At 63.2% G+C, this 19,686-nt stretch carries 15 protein-coding genes; 10 read left to right on the top strand and 5 right to left on the bottom strand.

Annotated features, from left to right (window positions below; genetic code table 11):
- Positions 1-141: 141 nt before the first annotated feature.
- Entirely contained in the window at positions 142-441 is a 300-nt protein-coding gene (locus M2332_RS12530; RefSeq protein WP_264574298.1) for an antibiotic biosynthesis monooxygenase family protein, read from the bottom strand.
- A gap of 239 nt (positions 442-680) precedes the next feature.
- Here M2332_RS12530 and M2332_RS12525 point away from each other — a divergent pair, with 239 nt between their 5' ends.
- The 10 genes from M2332_RS12525 (at position 681) to M2332_RS12480 (ending at position 13,496) form a co-directional block, all read left to right on the top strand.
- Positions 681-1,832 carry an iron-containing alcohol dehydrogenase gene (locus M2332_RS12525; RefSeq protein ID WP_264574297.1) on the top strand — a complete coding sequence of 384 codons (1,152 nt, stop codon included), beginning with the start codon at positions 681-683 and terminating at the stop codon, positions 1,830-1,832.
- A gap of 50 nt (positions 1,833-1,882) precedes the next feature.
- Positions 1,883-3,280: a spinster family MFS transporter gene (locus M2332_RS12520; protein WP_264574296.1), complete on the top strand. Its 1,398-nt coding sequence runs from the start codon at positions 1,883-1,885 to the stop codon at positions 3,278-3,280.
- Positions 3,277-4,227 carry an amidohydrolase family protein gene (locus tag M2332_RS12515; RefSeq protein WP_264574295.1) on the top strand — a complete coding sequence of 317 codons (951 nt, stop codon included), beginning with the start codon at positions 3,277-3,279 and terminating at the stop codon, positions 4,225-4,227. The genes M2332_RS12520 and M2332_RS12515 overlap by 4 nt, the downstream gene beginning before the upstream one ends.
- Positions 4,228-4,231: 4 nt before the next feature.
- Complete coding sequence (locus M2332_RS12510) at positions 4,232-5,596, top strand: hypothetical protein (RefSeq protein WP_264574294.1); 1,365 nt, start codon at positions 4,232-4,234, stop codon at positions 5,594-5,596.
- 17 nt (positions 5,597-5,613) lie between these two features.
- Positions 5,614-5,883 (top strand): hypothetical protein, encoded by a 270-nt coding sequence (locus M2332_RS12505; RefSeq protein ID WP_264574293.1) that lies wholly within the window; start codon positions 5,614-5,616, stop codon positions 5,881-5,883.
- A gap of 65 nt (positions 5,884-5,948) precedes the next feature.
- Entirely contained in the window at positions 5,949-7,145 is a 1,197-nt protein-coding gene (locus tag M2332_RS12500; RefSeq protein WP_264574292.1) for an isopenicillin N synthase family dioxygenase, read from the top strand.
- 506 nt (positions 7,146-7,651) lie between these two features.
- Positions 7,652-8,572: a helix-turn-helix transcriptional regulator gene (locus M2332_RS12495; protein WP_264574291.1), complete on the top strand. Its 921-nt coding sequence runs from the start codon at positions 7,652-7,654 to the stop codon at positions 8,570-8,572.
- Positions 8,573-8,692: 120 nt separating this feature from the next.
- Entirely contained in the window at positions 8,693-10,804 is a 2,112-nt protein-coding gene (locus M2332_RS12490) for a TonB-dependent receptor (protein WP_264574290.1), read from the top strand.
- Between the two features lie 40 nt (positions 10,805-10,844).
- A complete protein-coding gene (locus M2332_RS12485) occupies positions 10,845-12,002 on the top strand; it encodes a 12-oxophytodienoate reductase (RefSeq protein ID WP_264574289.1) in 1,158 nt (385 codons plus the stop codon).
- Between the two features lie 48 nt (positions 12,003-12,050).
- Positions 12,051-13,496 (top strand): spinster family MFS transporter, encoded by a 1,446-nt coding sequence (locus tag M2332_RS12480; RefSeq protein WP_264574288.1) that lies wholly within the window; start codon positions 12,051-12,053, stop codon positions 13,494-13,496.
- On the opposite strand, the gene M2332_RS12475 is transcribed toward M2332_RS12480, so the two are convergent.
- Genes M2332_RS12475 through M2332_RS12460 form a run of 4 tightly spaced genes read right to left on the bottom strand, consistent with a single transcriptional unit; the run spans position 13,481 to position 19,533 of the window.
- Complete coding sequence (locus tag M2332_RS12475; protein ID WP_264574287.1) at positions 13,481-16,729, bottom strand: efflux RND transporter permease subunit; 3,249 nt, start codon at positions 16,727-16,729, stop codon at positions 13,481-13,483. The two genes, M2332_RS12480 and M2332_RS12475, sit on opposite strands and share 16 nt — an antisense overlap.
- Positions 16,730-16,732: 3 nt before the next feature.
- Entirely contained in the window at positions 16,733-17,875 is a 1,143-nt protein-coding gene (locus tag M2332_RS12470) for an efflux RND transporter periplasmic adaptor subunit (RefSeq protein ID WP_264574286.1), read from the bottom strand.
- Positions 17,872-19,146: a TolC family protein gene (locus tag M2332_RS12465; protein WP_264574285.1), complete on the bottom strand. Its 1,275-nt coding sequence runs from the start codon at positions 19,144-19,146 to the stop codon at positions 17,872-17,874. The genes M2332_RS12470 and M2332_RS12465 overlap by 4 nt, the downstream gene beginning before the upstream one ends.
- A 57-nt stretch (positions 19,147-19,203) precedes the next feature.
- Complete coding sequence (locus tag M2332_RS12460) at positions 19,204-19,533, bottom strand: hypothetical protein (RefSeq protein WP_264574284.1); 330 nt, start codon at positions 19,531-19,533, stop codon at positions 19,204-19,206.
- Positions 19,534-19,686: the final 153 nt, after the last annotated feature.

Raw genomic sequence — 19,686 nt, 5'->3', positions numbered from 1 at the left:
GTTTCTTCCTGTGTGGGCCGTCCGCACGGAACAAGGCGGCCTGAAAGGGGGAGGACAGGACCGCAACCTAGGATGCACTCCCCGGAGCCACTTGCCCGGGCCGGAAAATGATGCTGCCCCTCGCGGTATGCGGCGGCGAGATCAGAAAAAGCGGCCGACCGTCTGGCTATGCTCCACAAAGGGCGGTTCGACGAAATAAGGGCCGGCGAGCGCCCGCCACTGGTGGAAGCCGTCGGACTCCCGGAAGCCGACCATATGGTCTTCGACGCTGTCCCATTCCACGCGCAGGCGATAACGGGCCGGGTCTTCGATCACCCGCTCAAGTGTCATACTGTGTGAGCCCTTGGCGGCCCGCAAAATAGCCGCCGCCTGGGCCACGGCCAGCTCGAAAGCCTCTGCCTTCGCCGGATCGATGGTGAGATGTGCGATTTCGGTGATCATGATCTTCTCTGTCGACGTTGCTGCCAGCGGCCATGACTGCCCATGGCCACCGGCCCGCGCTTATCCGTCGCGGAAGTTCGCTGTGCCTTTCTACGCCCGACGCCTGGTTTGCAGGAGGCCTACAGGCGGGGTGCCAGACATACCGCGACGGGCATCTGCAACTTCCGACCAGGGTAAGTGCCGCCCGGCGGGTCATGTCATCCCGATCCTGCAAAATCACCGTCAGGAACGCGCCGACCATGAGTCCCCAGCAGATCAGCATGAAACAGGTGGCGCTCCTCCATTTCGGGCCGGATGTGTCGGCGCGGTTGGTCGATGATCTTCTCAAGATCGGCTCGAAGTCTGCCCTTATCGTGACGACGCCACCGGTACGCGACGCCGCGGAGCGGGTCGCCGGCCCCTTGCGGGCGCAAGGCTTGCGCACCGAAATCTGGTGCGACAGCGGCAGCGAGCCATCCGTAAGCGACTTCGAGGCCTTGCTGGCCATAGCCCAAAGTCGGGCCGCAGATGCCGTCATCGGCATCGGCGGCGGCAGCTCGATGGATCTTGCGAAACTCGCCGCCGCCCTGCTGGATGGCCGCCAGACGATCGCGGATGTTCAGCGCGACGGCCTGTTTGGCCCGCGCAGATGCTGGCTCGCGTGCATCCCGACCACCGCCGGCACCGGCAGCGAGGTTTCGCCCATTGCCATCCTGCTGGATGAGAATGACCTGCTCAAGAAGGGCGTGGTGAGCGAGCAACTGGTGCCAGATGCCGCCTACATCGACCCGATGCTCACGAAGTCGATGCCGCCCGCCGTCACCGCCGCAACCGGGCTGGACGCGCTGACTCATTGCATTGAAGCCTATGCCAACCGCTTTGCCCATCCGGTGATCGATACCTTTGCTTTGGAAGGCGTGCGGCTGGTCTTCCGCAGTTTGCTGAACGCCGTGCGCAATGGCAGCGATGTGCAAGCGCGGACGGACATGGCGCGGGCCAGCTTCTATGGGGGCGTATGCCTTGGCCCGGTGAACACGGCCGCCGTTCATGCGCTGGCTTATCCGCTCGGCGGTGAGTTCCATGTCGCCCACGGCGTGTCGAACGCCATCCTTCTGCCGCACGTCCTCGCCTTCAACCTGCCCGCAGCGGAGGCACGCTATGCCGACATCGCGATGGCGGCTGGCGCGGATGGCAACGGAACGACGGCCGAGATCGCGCGCGCAGGGCTGCGTTTAATCGAAGGATTGTGCCGCGATTGCGGCGTGCCCATGCGCCTCTCCGACCATGGCGTGCCGGCCGATGCGCTGGACCGGATGACGGATGGCGCAATGACCGTCACCCGCTTGCTGGACCGCAATGTGCGCCCCGTCGAATGGCGTGACGCGCGCCAAATCTACGGCGCTGCATTCTGAATCGACATGCGGATAGAAGATAGAAAACAACCGGCTTTGGGAGACGATTTTTGACTGTCCATCACGATGCGCATGATCCTGGCGTTTCCCAAGCAACCGCTGGTCCCAAGCTTGGCGCGCCGGCAGATGACACGGACATGCCGACCCGCGGGCAAGCGCATTATTCGCTCTTCGTGCTGACGGTCGTCGTCCTGTTCACGGTCGTGGATCGTCAGGTTCTCGCATTGCTGATCCTGCCCGTGCAGCGCGATTTCGGTATTTCCGATACGCAGGCGGCTCTGTTGCTGGGCGCGGCCTTTTCGCTGACATACGCCATCGCCGGCCTGCCCATCGCCCGCATCGCGGACACCCGCAACCGCCGCAACATCGTCGCCGCCTGCATCGCTTTCTGGAGCGGGGCCACGATGCTGTGCGGTCTGGCTCAAAACTACACGCATCTCTTCCTCGCGCGCATGGGCATCGGCGCCGGCGAGTCGGGCTATGGCCCGGCGACCTGGTCGATCGTGACGGACTCCTACCCACGGGAAAAGGTGGCCTTTGGAACCGGTGTGCTTTCCATCGGCGCGACGGTGGGCACGGGGCTTGCGCTCTTCATGGGCGGCGCGGTGCTCGCGATGGTCGAACACTTCCCGACGGTTAGCCTGCCCTTCGGCGGCACGATCCGCCCCTGGCAGTGGGCCTTCATCATCGTCGGCGCGCCGGGCCTCATCTGGGCGCTCGTCGTGCTGACCACCAAGGAGCCGGCGCGGCGTGGACTAAAAGGCCGTAAGCTGAAAAGCGTCCCGGTGAAGGATGTCGCCCGCTTCATGCGCGATGACTGGCGCGTCTATCTCGCTGCGATCGGCGGCCTCGCCATGAAGCTGCTGATGGTTATGGGGATCTCGCAATGGATGCCAACGCTCTACCACCGCGAATTCGGCTGGGAGCTGTCCGATGTGGGCATGATCACGGGCGGGATCGCCATGGTCCTCTCGCCCATCGCCCTGCTGCTCGGCGCGCGCGTCTCGGAACGCTGGATGAAGCAGGGGCGCTCCGACGCTAATCTGCGCATCGTCTTCTACGGCCTGTGCGTATCCGTGCCCTGCTACATCGTCGCGCCGTTGCTGCCTAATCCCTGGATAGTGCTGACGCTTCAATCGGTCGCCGTGTTCGTTTCCGCTATGGGCGCCGGCCCTGCCATCGCCGCCTTCCAGCTTGTCACGCCCAACAGCATGCGCGCGCAGGTCAGTTCGGTGAGCCAGTTCTGCACCAATGTTCTGGCCTTTGCGGTGGGCCCGCTCCTCGTCGCGATCCTGACGGACTATCTCTTCCGCGATCCGCAACTGCTCAACTACTCCATCTCGCTAAGCACTGCCCTGCTTGGCCCATTGACCCTTTTGATCACCTGGCAGGGCCTCAAGCCATTTGCCCGCAGCGTCGACCGCATGGCCCTGGAGGCCGGGCAATGAGCGCCCAGGATCAGACCGGTGAGGGAGACCGCGACGCCATGGCCCCGATCGACACGCTCGAAATCATCGACGCGCAAATCCATGAGCCTTTCCCTGCAGTTCGGCTGAACGGGGCAGACATGCACCTGTTGACAAGGATGCAGATCGAACTCGCGCGCGAAGCGATGGACGCGATCGGCGTCGACCGGGCGCTCGCCGTCACCGACGACGCGTTCATCGAACTCGCCAGCACCCTCTTCCCTGGGCGCTTCCCGGGGGTCCATACCTTCTTCCCGATCGTCGACGACTTCGGCCCTGCTGTCCGCAAGGTCGCAGCCAATCCCGCCATGGTGGCAGGGCGCGCATTGGTCGGAAACTTCGCGACAGCGGAAATGCGCCCAGAGTTCGATACCGGAAAGTTCGATACTCTTTATGCGGCGGCAGAAGAGGTCGGCCTGCCCATCTTCAACTCCACCCACGGCGGATGCGCGCGCATGGCGGAGATTGCCGAACGGCATCCCACCTTGACGCTGATCATCGACCATATCGGCGTCGCGCAGCACCCCGTGTCGCCGCCCGAGACGATGTCCTGGGCGACCTTCCCCGACCTGCTCGACCTTGCCCGCTACTCCAACATTGCCGTGAAGCTCTGCGGCGCCCCGCTCCTGTCGGAAGAGTCTTACCCGTTCGAGGATCTGTGGCCGCGGCTCGACCAGTTGATTGCCGCGTTCGGCGCGGAGCGGATCATGTGGGCCAGCGATTATACGCGCTTGCGCACGGCCGATCTTCCCCGCGGTGCCCGCCCACGGCGCCGCGGACTGACCTATGCCGAAAGCCTCAACTTTCTGCTGCGGAGCGACCGGCTGAGCCTTGCGGACAAGCGCCTGATTTTCGGCGGCACTGCGACCCGCCTGCTGCGCCTGCCGCCCATCGGCACGGACTGGCCAGTGCCCGAGATGCGATGGTAGCGGCATGACCGATGCCGAGACCCTACTGGCTCAGGTCGAAGAAGCCTGCAAGCGGCTGAAGATCGCCCAGACGACATTCGGGCGGCAGGCTGTCAACGACGGCAAGTTCGTCAGCCGCCTGCAGCAGGGCGGCCGCGTGACGCTCCAGACGGTAGAACGGGTCCACCGCTTCATCGCCGAGCAGGGCGGGCCATCGGCAGCGACGTTGCGATCGGCCATTATCGGTCGCGCCGAGATGAGCGTCGAGCACAGCTTCCGCTTCTACGACAACCGCCAGAAATATCTGATGTTCGTGAACACCTCATCGGAAAAGCAGGTGATCGCCGACCGCGCGTTGCAGCAATTGGCCCTCGCCCAGCCCCGTCCGCCCGCGATCCGCTTGTTTGATGGGGGCGCCGGCGATGGAACCGCACTTACCCGACTTCTGCGCGGCGCGCACCGCCGTTACGCTTGGCTACCTTTCTACATCGTCGCGAAGGAAATCAGCCTCGAAAACGTTCGACTGATGCTGGAGAAAATGCCCGACAGGTTTCAGGAGCATCCGGCGACGGTGCTGGTCGTCACCAACCTGCCCTATACCGAGGCCCCTTGGCTCAACCCGCGCAATCCTGTGGACGCCAGCCGGATGGTCTGGGAAGAAGTGCCGCTCGATGGGACCACCGCCGGCGATTTCGAGGAGGCGATCGCCGAGCTTCAGCCATTTCTGGAACGCAACTGGCGCGTGCGCCGCAGTGCCGCCACAGGGCGCCCGCTGCATGAAGTCCCCGCCGTCCTCATCCTGTACCGCCGCGACCATCGGTTCGCGCTCGACGCGGTCATTCCACGTCGGGGCCGGGCCAGTGCCGATTTCGACTTCGTACTACTGTCCCAACCCTATAGCGCGCGGGCAGAGCTGTCCTTCAAGGCGGAGAAGATCGTCGCGCCGCTCGCCCGCGCGTTGCGCCTGAGCGGGCAGCTGATGGGCGTGCATTCCTTTGGTGACGATCCGGGCATGGAGTTGATTCAGACCATTTGGCCGGACGAAACCCCCTTCGTCCACAAGCGGCAGATACTGATGGCCGCTGTCCAGGCCGAACTCGGCCGTGACGCGCGCAAATTCCAGCTTCACGATCTACCCGATGAGCGCTCGGTGTTCCGCTATGGCATCCAGACGCTGGATACCGAAATCGATCAGTCGATCGGCTCCTCCACGCTGCTCGCGGCCTGGAATGCCGCCAGCTACGTGGCGCAGATCGAAGACGACCGGCTGTCCGTGGCGATGAACAGCGATCGCTATCTCGAGGCCACCCGCCAGACGCTGCGCAAATATGGCGGGCTGTGGTTCCAGAACGAAGCCTACATCATCTCCCGTCGCGCAGACCTGGGATAGCCATGGAAAGAAGACATATGGATAATCACGCGACCTGCCCATTCTGCCACGCGCGCTGGACACAGGATATGATTGATCAGCTCGAAAGATTTTCGAGTGCCGGCGGCTGCGCCTGTTGCAGCCTGACGCCAGACCTTGTGGCCCACCAGCCACTGGAGACGCCCAAACGCGACCTGTGCTGCGCGACTTGTGGCAAGGCGATCTACCTCGCGCCAAATCTCTTCCGTCACCATATTGAAGAGATTCAGACGCAGCTCAAATCCGATGTAAATCTCTTCTATTTCTGAATATATTTCCATCACCGGAAATATAGATTCATAGTTTTCGAAAGGTGGGATTTATCCCAACGACGGTGGGAACGAATGTGGTTTACCCACCGACACGGTCGTTCAAAATCAACACCATGGATCAGCCAACGCGATCATTGCCTGCCTGGACAATGACTGCACGCTTGGCGACACAAATGGAGAGTATGATGTTGGACGTTCTTTCAGATCTTGCGGCCGAAAAAGCCGGCGTTGACGATCAACCCGCACAGGGTGCCGATCTGCCTGACACCCTGCCGGTCGTGGACATCTCCAGACTGCAAGGCAGCGCGCGAGACCGTGAGACGCTGATCGCACATCTGAGGAGCGTTCTGCACCGTTTCGGCTTCTTCTACCTTAAGGGGCATGGCGTCGACCCCGCACTGTGCGCCGCAGCCCTCGCCGTCTCCAAGCAGTTCTTCGCATTGCCGGATGAAGACAAGCTCGCCATTGAAATGATCAGATCGCCGCATTTCCGGGGCTATTGCCGGGCCGGCATGGAACTGACAGGCGGTAAGCCCGACTGGCGCGAGCAAGTGGATTTCGACCGCGAGGAAATCCCGCTGCCGACCGGCCCCGACACACCCGCCTGGCATCGCGCCATTGGGCCCAACCAGTGGCCCGATGCCCTGCCGGAGATGCGCGGCATCATTCTGGCCTATCAGGCGGAGGTGACGCGGGTAGGGATCGAAGTCCTCCGCGCGATCGCCCTGGCGCTCGGCCAGAACGAAGATGCCTTTGCGCCCATGTACAAGTCGGGCCCACGCCAGCATCTCAAGATCGTGCGCTATCCCGGTCGCGATCAAACTACGTCGAAACAGGGCGTCGGCGCCCATAAGGATGGCGGGCTGATCACCATCTTGCTGCAAGACGTGCTGCCGGGTCTGCAGGTCCAGCTTGAGGACGGATCGTGGATCGATGCGCCGCCTGTGCCGGGCACATTCGTCGTGAACACCGGAGAACTGCTTGAACTGGCCACCAACGGCTTCGTCCACGCAGACGTCCATTGCGCCACCTCACCAGAGCCCGGCACGGCGCGCTATTCCATTCCGTTCTTCCTCGGCGCGAGCCACGAGGGCAGCATCCCCCTAATCGACCTTCCTCCCGAACTCCGCGCAGTCGAACGCGGGGTGAGTTCAGACCCCAGCAACCCGCTTTTTCGCGATGTCGGCATGAACCACCTCAAGGCGCGCTTGAGATCCCACCCTGATGTAGCAGCACGGTTTTACGCCGATTGCGTGTAATTCTGATGAGCGGCTCATTAGAGAGAAGAGCTGGCGTCGTCAGACAGAAGGATAAGGCAAGGGGCGCGAGCAGAATGCGATCTGTCTCCCACCTCGTGCCGAAGCCGCGTCATACCGCGATTGATTCAGCCTGATTCACCCGAAGAATCCTTGCTAAACGATCTCAGATGGATCCCCTCGAAACCGCAACCGCAACCGCAACCGCAACCGCAACCGACAGCGTGCGCTTCGATTTTAACCGCCGCCGATCTCAGGCTCATGGCGCAAGCCAGCTTCATGAACGAGGGCAGGTCCTCACGGGCCGTTTCGCGCGGTGAAATGTCGGCTATGTTGAACTGTTAAAACTGAGGACAACCCGCGGGCGCGCTGTCCAAGGGTTCTCCTATGACCGGCCCACTGGGGGTCACATGTACCGGGGACCAGTCAAGCCGGGTAGGTCACGCAAAGAGCGACCCCACGCATTGACACTATGCGGAATGCGCATCGCATGACATCTTGATACCATCATGGCACAGAACATTTCAGTTTCGCCAATCAATGGGTCGTGGAACAGTGGCTTTGCCTTGTATCAGGCGGCGACATATGTCGGCACGCCACATCGGCCTGTCATCGTGGCCGCGACCACGAACAGTCAGAGCGAAATCCAGCTCTTTGACTGGCTGGTGCCCGAGCGTTTCGAGGTCATAAGCGGCGGCGGTTCCGACAATCGCGCTGCGAAATTCTGCTTCTACATCGCGAACCGTCCCACCTGGATCGGCCGAGGCGATGGCCAAATACAGGAAATCCCTGAACATAAACTCGTTGTCATCAATACGAACGATCCAATCAGGACGATCAGCCTTGGCGACACGCGGCATCTTACACTCGTTCTGCCTCACTGGATGGTCGCGCGCCATGTTCCGGAGCCGGTTCATCTGAGCACAGCAGCGACTGTCTTGCCCGATGCCAATGGGCTCGCAGCGCGCGACATCATGTTTGCGCTTCGATCATGCATTGGGTTGGCGCAGTTTCCTTCGATCAGCACGAAGCTGGTGGACGGCTTCCTTGATACTCTGCGTCCCGTCAAAGCCGATGACCATAGCCCTGGCTTGCACAAGCGCAGCGCCGATGTGCTGCGCATTCGCGAGATCATCGCACGAAACTTCAGCGATCCCGATTTTTCAGCGGCGGATATTGCGCGCGCGCTCGGGATATCCACGCGCTACCTGCACCTCATCTGCCAGGTTGAAGAGTCACCCGCCCGGATGATCCGGAATTTCCGGCTCCAACAAGCAGAGGCGCTCCTCAAATCGCCAGCCTGGCAGGACAGATCCATCACCGACATTGCGCTGGAGTGTGGCTTCAACAGCAGCAGTCAGTTCAGCACCAGCTTTCGGTCCTATGCCGGGGTTTCGCCACGGCAATTGCGATATGGCCGCACTGTCTAGACTCAGAACCGACCCGCACTTCCAAATTTCAAAAATCCACTGCGGAAATCGGAAAGACGGCCTGGCTGCGGCCAATTAAGTCTGCTCGCCACAAAACAACGAAATGAAGAGGGCGAGGATATGTGGAAGGGCTCTGACAGTCTGTCCGGTTTTTGCGTGCTGACGGCCTTGGTGGCGACGCCGGGGATGGCGCAGACGGGACCGAGCGAACCATCGGCAACGATCGAGGACATTGTCGTCACTGCGCGTCGGACGGCAGAGACGTTGCAGAACGCACCTGTTGCCGTGTCGGTGATCGGCGGCGGCGCCCTCGAGCGGGCCGGCATCACCGGGTTGACGGACCTGCAGAGCCGGCTGCCCGCTGTGGAATTCCAGACAGCGACGAGCACGCCGATCGTCACCGTGCGCGGTGTTGGCACGTTCAGCACGCAGGCCGGCGTCGATTCCGCCATAGCATATACGGTCGATGGCATCTTTCTGGCCCATCCCCAGGCCTATCCCCCGGTTCTGGTCGACATCGCGCGCGTGGAGTCTCTGCGTGGACCGCAGGGCACGCTCTACGGCCGCAACTCAAATGGCGGCGCGATCAACTTCCTGACCAACGAACCGGTGCTGGGGCAAGTGCAGGCAAATATCGCGCTGACTGCGGGCAATTATGCGACCTTCGGTTCCGAGGCGATGCTGAACGTGCCCATGGGTGAAAAGGCCGCGATCCGTTTCGCGTTCGGCTCGAACAGGCGCGATGGCTTCTATCCCGATGGGTACAGCAATGCCGCTGATTGGGTCGGGCGCGCGCGTCTACTGGTCCAGCCCAGCGATCAACTAAGGATCGTCCTCAGTGCCGACCGCTCCAAGCTGAGCAACGATGGCGCGGGTTGGGACTATTGCCCGCCCAACACCACCAGCGCTTTGTGCGCCGGCCGCCCTTTCCGCCCCTATACCGGGCTGAGCGGACGCAACCTCGCGGATTTCAATCATAGCGATAGCTGGTCGGTCTATAATCAGATTGATCTCACGCTCCCCTGGGCCACGCTCACCTCGCTCACTGGCTACCGCGACAACGACTTCCTCGCCCGGCAGACGCAGGTGCTGGGCACGTCGTCCTCAGGCTTTATCCAGGGTGTGCGCAGCAAATTGTTCACGCAGGAGCTGCGCCTCGCATCGCCTGCCCAGTCGCCTTTCAAATGGCTCCTCGGCGGCTTTTACGCACGCGAGACCGGGCCGGCCTCACAGACCTTCAATCAGGACGAGATCCCCTACTTCTCCAGCGATCCGCATCTGGTGACGACTTCGAAAGCGGTGTTCGGCGAAGTCACCGTGCCCCTCGCCTCCATGCTGCGGGTCATCGGCGGGCTGCGCTATACCGACGAGGAGAAGTCCGCGACGGGTGTGGTCCGCACCATCTCGCCGACCTCCACCACCGAACTGCCGATCCTGCAGAATTTCCGGACCCGCAAATGGACCTGGAAAGCCGGGGCAGAGCTCGATCTGGCCGAGACGTCGCTGGTCTACGCGACGGTCAGCACCGGCTTCAAATCGGGCGGCATCAATCAGGTTCCGCAACTGCCTGGCTTCACCGGCTCCTACCGGCCCGAGACGATTACTGCCTATCAATTGGGGTCGAAGAACCGCCTGCTCGGCAACCGCCTCCAGATCAACGGCGAAGTCTTCTATTATGATTACAAGGATTTCCAGGCGCTGCAGGTGATCCGCGACGCCGCCATTCCCGGCTTCTTCATCCAGACGACCAATTCGCAGAAATCATCGATGTACGGCGGCGAGCTGGAGGCCGAGGTCGCCGTTTCCTCCGCGGGTCGCCTGTCGCTAGCGGCCACCTGGCTCCATGCCCGCTTTGATACCTATATCATTGGCGCGACCAACCTGTCGGGCAAGCAGATCCAGGCCGCGCCCGATTTCACGCTAGGTGGCGCCTACGAGCACCGGTTCGATTTCGACAGCGGCGCCCGCCTGACCTTCGGCATCGACAGCAAATATGTGACGGGACATTTCGTGGCCAACAGCAACGCCCCCGGCTCCTATCAGGATGGCTACTTGCGCTCCAATGCGAGCTTGACCTTCGAAACCCCCAATCGCGCGTGGCAGATCTCGGCGTTCGTCAGGAACATCGAGGACAAGGCGCAGATCGCGGCCTTCCAGCCGTCCGCAAATGGCGACTTGGTGCTGCTCAATCCGCCGCGCACCTTCGGCGCGACGGTCAAATGGCGCTACTGATCGTGGCAGGCCAGCTATCATCGATGCGAGGCGCAACCGCATGACGGATCAGTCCTCCCTCCTCTTCGACCAGTTCACTTTGAAAGGGCGGCAACTCGCCAATCGCTTCGTCCTCCCCGGCATGCAACGCGGATGGAGCGTCGACGGCGCGCCGACCGATACGCTCACCGATTACTACGTGCGGCGCGTGAAGGGTGGCGCGGGCCTTATCATCACGGAGTCGGTCGCGGTCGATCACCCCAGCGCGACACGGTCGGCTGTTTTCAGCCGGTTGGACGAAGGCACGTTCGAGGCCTGGCGCCAGTGCGTTGGGGCAGTGCGCGCGGCAGGCGGGCACATTCTCCTGCAACTCTGGCATGAGGGCGCCGTGCGCAAGGATGAGGACCTGGGAGACGGGGTGGTCGTCACGCCGACACTCAGCCCATCCGGATTGATGGCGGCGGACCGACCGCGTGGTCGGGCGGCGACGCTTGAGGAACTCGAGGAAATCAAACAGGCCTTCGTTCGCTCCGCGCTTCTCGCGCAAAAGGCCGGGGCAGACGGCATAGAACTGCACGGCGCGCACGGCTATTTTCTCGATCAGTTTCTGTGGGAGCAAACCAACCGCCGCTCGGATCGCTATGGTGGCCAGTCGCTGCCCGAGCGGGCGCGCTATCCTGCCGAAATTGCGCGAAGCGTACGTGCAGCCTGCGGGGAAGATTTCATCATCTCCTTTCGCTTTTCCCAGTGGAAGGAGATCGATCTCAAGGCGCGGATCGCCGAGACGCCAGAGGAGCTGGCGCTATTCGTCTCGCTGCTGCGGGACTCAGGAGTCGATATTCTCCACGTGTCGACGCGACGTTTCTGGGAGGCTGCCTGGCCGGAGAGCGACAAGACGCTGGCCGCTTGGGTCAGGCAACTGAGCGGACTCCCGGTCATCGCCGTGGGCAGCGTCGGACTGAGCACGGACATCATGGAAACGGCTCAGGGCCTGGAATCGCACTCCGATGTACAGGCGAGCATCGCTCTTCTCGACCAGGGTCTGCAGCGGAGCGACTTCGACCTTGTCGCTGTCGGGCGCGGGCAGATTAGCGACCCCGAATGGGTCAACAAGGTGCGGGAGCAGCGTTATGGTGACATCATCGCCTTTTCCCGCAAAGCGCTTGGTAAGCTCGATGGGGAAACGGACCATATGGAGGGTGTGCCCCCAAAGGCCTGAGCGACACATCGGTATGGCAGATATCAGGATAAGAGTTGGGACGAGGCAATGAGCTCTGGCAGGCCAGCCGAATCAGCGGCGGATGAGGCGGTCGATCTGAACGGGCCGACCAGCCGCCCGGATGCCACGCGTGCATCATGGATCGCGCTCTCCATCCTGCTGCTCGTCTATCTGCTCAACAATCTCGATCGGTTCATCCTCTCGATCCTCGCCCAGCCGATCAAGGAAGAGTTGCGCCTCGCGGACTGGCAGCTTGGCCTGCTCACCGGCTTTGCCTTCAGTCTCCTGTATGTCGTCGTCGGCTTTCCGATGGCGCGCCTGTCCGACCGGGGAAACCGGACGTTGATCCTGTCCCTCTGCGTGGCCTTCTGGTCGATCATGACCGCGCTGTGCGGGCTCGCGACGAGTTTCGTGCAGCTTTGCCTGTTCAGAGCCGGTGTCGGTGTCGGTGAAGCGGCTTGCCTGCCCGCTTCACACTCGTTGGTCAGTGATCTCTTCCCGCCGGAGGCGCGAACGCGTGCGATGTCGATCTTCGGGCTGGGCCTACCGCTGGGCGGGTTTGCCGGCGTCGTGATCGGTGGCTTCGTCATGGACCATTGGGGATGGCGCAGCGCGATGCTGATCGTGGGTCTGCCCGGCCTGCTGGTAGCCCTGCTGACCTGGATGGTTATCAAGGAGCCCGAACGGGGCCGCTTTGAGCGGGCATCCGCGCGGACGTTGCCCAGCGCCGGGTCCCTGTTCGAAGTTGCGATGACGTTATGGAAATCGCCCATTGCCCGGAATGTGATCATTGCTCTGACGGCTGCGGGACTGGTCGGCGCGCCCAATGTCACCTTCATGGGCCCCTACATGATCCGCCGGTTCGACCTGGGCTACACGGAACTGGGCGTGATCATCGCGCTGACCTTCATGCTCGGATCGGCCATATCGACGCTGGGAGGCGGGCTCATCGTCCATTGGGCATCCCGCTTTGACGACCGCTGGATCATGTGGGTGCCTGCCATCGGCGTTGCGCTCAGCGCGCCATTATATGTTGCGGCTTATGCGCAAAACAGCTGGCAGGGCCTCGCGGCGATCCTGTTTCTCGCATCCGTCGTCAACTCGACCTATCTCGCGCCTTCCTACGCCATGCTGCACAGCACGGTCGGGCCAAACGGCCGGGCGACTGCATCGGTCATCGCGAGCTTCTGCCTCAGTCTGATCGCGATGGGTTTCGGCCCGCTGCTCGCCGGCATGGGGATCGATCTGCTGGCAGCTCATCTCTTCGGTGCCGTTGGGCAAGGTAGTTTTTCGAGCGCGTGCCCCGGCGGCGCGGCCGCCGCCGGGAGCGCCCCGGAAGTGGCCAGCGCATGCCGCTCCGCGACATCCCAGGCCACGCAATGGGTGATCATGGGATGCCTCGCAGCGATGGTATGGCCCGCCTGGCATTTCTTCCTTGCGGCGCGTCACATGACCATTCGGACCACCTCAAATGCACATCATTCGCGCGTCTGACTAACCGGCTTTGACAAGAGCGGGTGACGCTTGTCCGAGGTCATCGGATGACCGCGCCGCCGGACAGCGCGTTGTCCAAAGCGGGCATAGAGTGTCGGAAGAACGAACAGCGTCAGCAGCGTTGCGGATATCAGGCCGCCGATCACCACGGTCGCCAGCGGCTTCTGGACCTCGGCTCCGGAGCCGCTGGCAAACGCCATGGGCACAAAACCCAGGCTTGCGACCAGCGCAGTCATGGCGACCGGCCGCAGGCGTTGGATCGCGCCTGTTCGTGCTGCCTCGGCGCGGCTCATGCCCTTGCCGATCAGATCCTGAATGGAGCTGACCATGACCAGCCCGTTCAACACCGCGATTCCCGACAGCGCGATGAACCCCACCGCCGCCGAGATCGAGAAGTCCATCCCGCGCAGGAAGAGCAGCAACACGCCGCCGACGAGCGCGAAGGGCACGCCGGTGAAAACGATCGCCGCGTCCCGAACATTGCCGAGCGCACCGTAGAGCAGCAACAGGATGATGACGAAGCAGCCCGGCACGACAAGTTTCAGCCGCTCGCTTGCCGAAGCGAGATTCTCGAACTGCCCGCCCCACTCGAGATAACTGCCCGCAGGCAAGCGCACCTCGTTCGCAATCGCTGCCTGAGCGTCTGCAACGACACTGCCCACATCGCGGCCCCGGACGTTGGCCTGGACAACGACGCGGCGTTTGCCGTTCTCGCGGCTGATCTGGTTTGGCCCGTCGACCACCGCAATCGTCGCCACGCTCGACAGGGGGACATAGGCGCCCCCAGCGACCGGCACCTGAATCTGGGCCAGTGCGCCAAGGTCGGCACGTTGGGCCTCGGAAAGGCGGATGACCACCGGGAAGCGTCGATCACCCTCGAAGATCATGCCTGACGTGCGGCCGCCGATCGTGGCGGTGATGGTGTCCTGCACGTCCTGCGCCGTCACGCCGAGCCGCGCCATCGCATCGCGATTGACGCGGATGTCGAGCATCGGCAGGCCGGTGGTCTGCTCGACCTTTACGTCGGTCGCGCCTTCCGTCCTTCGCAGAACCGAAGCGATTTGCTCGGCTACCCGGTTCATCGATGCGAAATCGTCACCGAAAACCTTGACCGCGACATCGCCGCGGACGCCGGCAATCAGCTCATTGAAGCGCATCTGGATCGGCTGAGTGATCTCATAGGCGTTTCCGGGAATCTTCCCCAACTCGCCTTCTAGACGCTCGACCAGCGCCGCCTTGGTCAGGTGGGGATCGGGCCACTCGTCTCGTGGCTTGAGGATCACGAACATGTCCGTTGCATTGGGCGGCATCGGGTCGGATGCCAGTTCCGCCGTGCCTGTCTTGGAGAAGACGAACTTCACCTCCTTTTGACGCGACATCATCTGCTCGAGCGGCACCTGCATCGCCTGGCTTTGCTGGACCGATGTCGCCGGGATCCGCAGGGCCTGGATCAGGATGTCGCCTTCATCGAGCTGTGGCAGGAACACCTGCCCCAGCGAGAGGAATGCCGCCGCCGCGATCGCAAGGCTTCCAAGCGCCGCTCCGATGGTGAACGAAGGCATCTTCATCGCCCGATCGAGGCCCGGTTCGTACCGCGCCTTCAACCAGGAGATGATCCGGCCATCCTTTTCCTCAACCTTCTTCGAAAGCCAGATCGCGATCATCGCCGGCACGAAGGTCAACGACAGGATGAAGGCGAAGGCGAGCGCGATGATGACCGTGAGCGCCATCGGCACGAAGGTCTTGCCTTCCACCCCGGTGAGCGTGAGCAGCGGCACATAGACCAGAATGATGATCGCCTGGCCGTACACAGAGGGACGGATCATTTCGCGCGCCGCGCTCCCGACATTGCCGAGCCGTTCCTGCACTGTGAGCAGGCGGCCCTCATGATGCTGCTGTTCGGCGATACGCCTGAGCGCATTCTCAACGATGATGACGGCGCCATCAACGATAAGGCCAAAGTCGAGCGCGCCCAGGCTCATCAGATTGGCTGAGACGCCGACGCGCAGCATTCCGAAACCGGTCAGCACCATCGTGATCGGGATGACCAGCGCAGCGATCAGGGCCGCCCGGAAGTTGCCGAGCAGCAGGAACAGGACGACGATGACCAGAAGCGCGCCTTCGCTGAGATTCTTTGCGACCGTCTTGATCGTCGAGTTCACCAGTACCGTCCGATCCAGCACCGGCTGAATGACGACGTCGGGGGGCAGGGATGCGTTGATCTCCTGCAGCCTGTCGGCAACCGCGGTCGCCACGGTGCGACTGTTTTCACCGATCCGCATGATCGCCGTGCCAACCACCACTTCGGTGCCGTTCTCCGAGGCTGATCCCATCCGAACCGCCTGTCCGGTCTGCACCGTGGCGACCTGGTCAAGCGTGATCGGTACGCCCTTACGGATCGCGATGACTGTCCGCGCCAGTTCCGCTTCGTTGCGGATCAGCGCGTCCGATATGACCGCGAGACCTTCGCCACCGCGATTGACGAACCCGCCCCCGACGCTGGAGTTGTTGCGCTCGAGCGCCGTGCCGAGGTCGGTCAGGGTTAGCTCCATTGATGCCAGTTTCTGGACATTGGGAACGACGAGATATTGTTTGGCGTAGCCGCCGATCGAATCGATCCCGGCGACGCCGGGCACATTCTTCAGGAGCGGCGTGACGATCCAGTCCTGCGTGGTGCGCAGATAGGTGGCCTTATCGGCCTCGCTCGTCAGCCGTTGCCCTTCGGGCGTGATGTAGCTGCCGTCTGGCTGCTGGCCAGGCTCGCCGGGCCGATGCTTGTCGTCGGGCCGATGGTCGAGCCGAACCGTCCACATATAGACCTCGCCAAGCCCCGTCGCGATCGGCCCCATTTCAGGGCTGACACCGCCGGGCAGGCTCTCTTTCACGCTTTCAAGGCGTTCGCCGACCTGCTGACGCGCGAAATAGATGTCGGTCGCGTCGGTGAATACGGCCGTGACCTGGGCAAAGCCATTGCGGCTCAGCGAACGGGTGTACTCAAGACCCGGAATACCGGCGAGCGCCGTTTCGATCGGAAACGACACCTGCTTCTCGACCAGTTCAGGCGAGAGCGCGGGCGCACGAACGTTGATCTGCACCTGATTGTTGGTGATGTCCGGCACGGCGTCGATCGGCAGGCGGGACAAGGAATAGGCGCCGATGACGGCGGCAACGGCGGTGAGAGCGAGGACAAGCCAACGCTGCTCCACGGCCCATGTGACGATGCGGGCGATCATGGTTCAGTCCTCATGGCTTGCTTCGCTCTTGCCGAGTTCGGCCTTGAGCGTGAAACTTCCGGTGGTGGCGATCCGCTCACGGCCTGAAAGCCCGGAGCGGATGAGCACGGTGTCGCCGGCGGGATCGCCAAGCTGCACCGGCGTGACCCTGAAGCCTGTTGCCGTCCGCACGAACACAACCGTTTTCCCCTCGACCGTTTGCACGGCCGTCAAGGGCACGCGTACAGAGGCGGGACCGTCGCCACCGCCAGCCAGTTGCACCGACGCGGTAACCGCCTCGCCTACGCGCCATACGCCGCCGCCATTGTCGAGCGATGCGATCGCCGGCACCAGTTTTGTCTGTGGATCGAGCGCTGGCGATACGAAGCTGATCTGCCCGATCGCCGAGCGTCCTGCTGCGGTGACCGTCACGGGCACCCCAGGTCGGACGCGGCCCGCATCCTCGGGCTTGAGGCTGAGCGTTAGCGACACTTTCGACAGATTGGCGACCCGGAACAGCTCGGCGTCAGCCGCAACTGTTTGACCGAGCACCACCGGTCGCGCGATCACCTGCCCTGAGAGGGGAGCAACGATGCCGAGGCGATTGAGCCCGCCCCCACCGCCCCCAGTTGCCGAAACCTGGCTTTGCGCCTGAGTGAGTGCGATCCGCGCCTCGGTTGCCGCAGTTCGCACCGCGATCAGATCCTGCTCAGGTGAAACGCGCTGAGAGAACAGCCTTTGCTCGCGCGCGAGATTGGAATTGGCGAGGGCGAGCCGTGCCCGGGCCGCCTCGACCGCCCCCTTGAGCTGCGCCGCCTCGCGGCTCTCGATCACCGCAAGCGTCTGCCCGCGGGAAACGCTTTCGCCGAGATTGCGGTTAAGCGCGACGACACGACCCGCGATCGCCGCCGAGACGACCTGTGTCGCCTGCGGATTGCCATCGATCGTCGCGGGCAGTTCGATCGTGCCGGCGCCGCCGATCAGCGGAACGGCAACCTGCACGCCTGCCGCCGCGATCTGTTCGACCGAGAGCGTGATGACGCCTTCATCCGCATGACCGGTTTCCTTGGGTTGCTCGGGCGCGGTCTCGTTCGTCGAAGCGCCGTCACCGCAGGCAGCCAATATGAGCGCGAGCGACAATGCGCCCGCAAGCTGGATTTTCTTCATGACTGGTTTCCCCCTTGAGGCGCGGGAGCGGTCAGCCGCTCCAGCCGCGCACGGGCATTGTGATAATTGGCGAGGGCATCGATCGCAGCGACGCGGGTGTCCGCGAGCGTGCGCTCGGCGTCGAGCAAGTCGAGCTGGCTGAACTTGCCCTCGCGATAGCCGATCCGTGCGATACGGGCCGCCTCCTGCGCGGCCGCAAGCGCCGGACCGGCGGCCGCGCGTGCGGTCGTTTCGGCATTGGCTGCTTCAGCTTGCGCTTCGGCAATCGCCTGATCGACATCGAGTGCCGTCATGCGCCGCCGCGCCTCAGCCCTTGTGCGCTCGGCACTTGCCTGCGCCACCGCCGCCCGCCCGTTGTTGAACAGCGGGATTGCAATCGAGATGGCGAAAGCCGCGGCGGTGTCGTTGGTCGCTTCCAGACGCCGGAGCGCCGGCCCGATATTAAGATCGGGCACACGATTGGCGCGCGCCAGACGGATGCCGGCATCGGCGACGGCAAGATCGGCGTCGGCTGCCGCAAGCGTGAGCGTGCCGGACGCTGACGGCGCGATCGTCGGGCCATAGGATGCTGTCGGAATTTGGTCCAGCAGCCCGATGTCCAGCGCACCATCAATCGAACCGCCAAGCCGTCGTGCGAGGTTCAGCCGGGCGACATCCGCAAGCCGGGCCGCGCGTTCCAGGCTCGCCGCCGCGTTGATCCTGGCGAGATCCGCACGCTGCTCTTCAAGCGGTGAAGCACGGCCGGCTTGCACGCGCACCCGTGCCGCTTGCAGGGCATCGTTCGCGATCCTGAGCTGGTCATGGGCGGTTGCGAGCCGTCTTTCCGCCGCGATCGCCTCGACATAGAGCGACGTGACCTGAAGGCGGACATCGGCCGCGACGACTGCTGCCTCCAATTCCGCACGTGAAAGTTGCGCGGTGGCGACAGCAACGCGCGCGTTGCGCTTGCCGCCGAGTTCGATGGGCAATGTCACGCCCATCGTCGTCTCCGCGCTCTGGAGCCCCCTATATAGTCCGGTGCCGACGACATTCTCGACCTGCGCCTGCGCCAAGGGGTTGGGACGCAGGCCCGCAACCATGCGGTTGGCGCGGGCGGCTTCGATAGCGGCTTTGGCAGCGTCGGTTGACGGTGCAGCGCCGCCCGCTCCGGCGATGGCCTGTTCAAGCGTGAGGATCGACGCCGCAGCATCGGCCGATACGCGCCCCTGTTGCGCCTGCGCCGCCGAGGCACAGGACGCTGCGGCGAGCATCGCCGCGAGCAATTTCTTCATGAGTGATTCTTCCTGACAGCTGATCGTCAGGCCGGCATGTGCCGGCCGGCGAAACCGTCAGGCTTGGGGCGGCCTTGGCAAGACGCCGCCGCGGGCATCCGGCAGCGGCGCGCGCAAATGGCGCTGCTCGGGATCGTTTGTCACCAGGCTCGCCTGTGACCCGATGATCGTTGCAGGCGTTCCAACATGATGTCCGTGACAGGGATTGTGATGATGCGGCAGTCCATTGTCGCTGTCCGCAGGCACCTCGTCGCCATCACCCGGTGCGTGGACCGTAAGTTCGGCGCCAAGCACGCTCCCGCCCACCGCTTCAGCAGCGTGCGCCATGCCCGCGAAGCCGGAAAGCACCAGCATCAGGCAGGCGAGCAAAGGGAGAAGCTTGCGCATCATCCGTCCCTTACCACCCAGACGCCACGACGTAACCGCTTATTTGAAATGAGCTCTTCACGCACAAGGATGATTTGCGCGCCGCTGGAGGTGGCGAGAGCGATGCCCCGTTATCGAGATGGGCAGCAGGCATACCGTGCTCGTCGACGTGAG

Source organism: Sphingobium sp. B11D3A, assembly GCF_025961695.1.
Classification (GTDB): domain Bacteria; phylum Pseudomonadota; class Alphaproteobacteria; order Sphingomonadales; family Sphingomonadaceae; genus Sphingobium.
The sequence above is the reverse complement of the archived record's forward strand: the minus strand, read 5'-3'. Positions and strand labels throughout refer to the sequence as shown.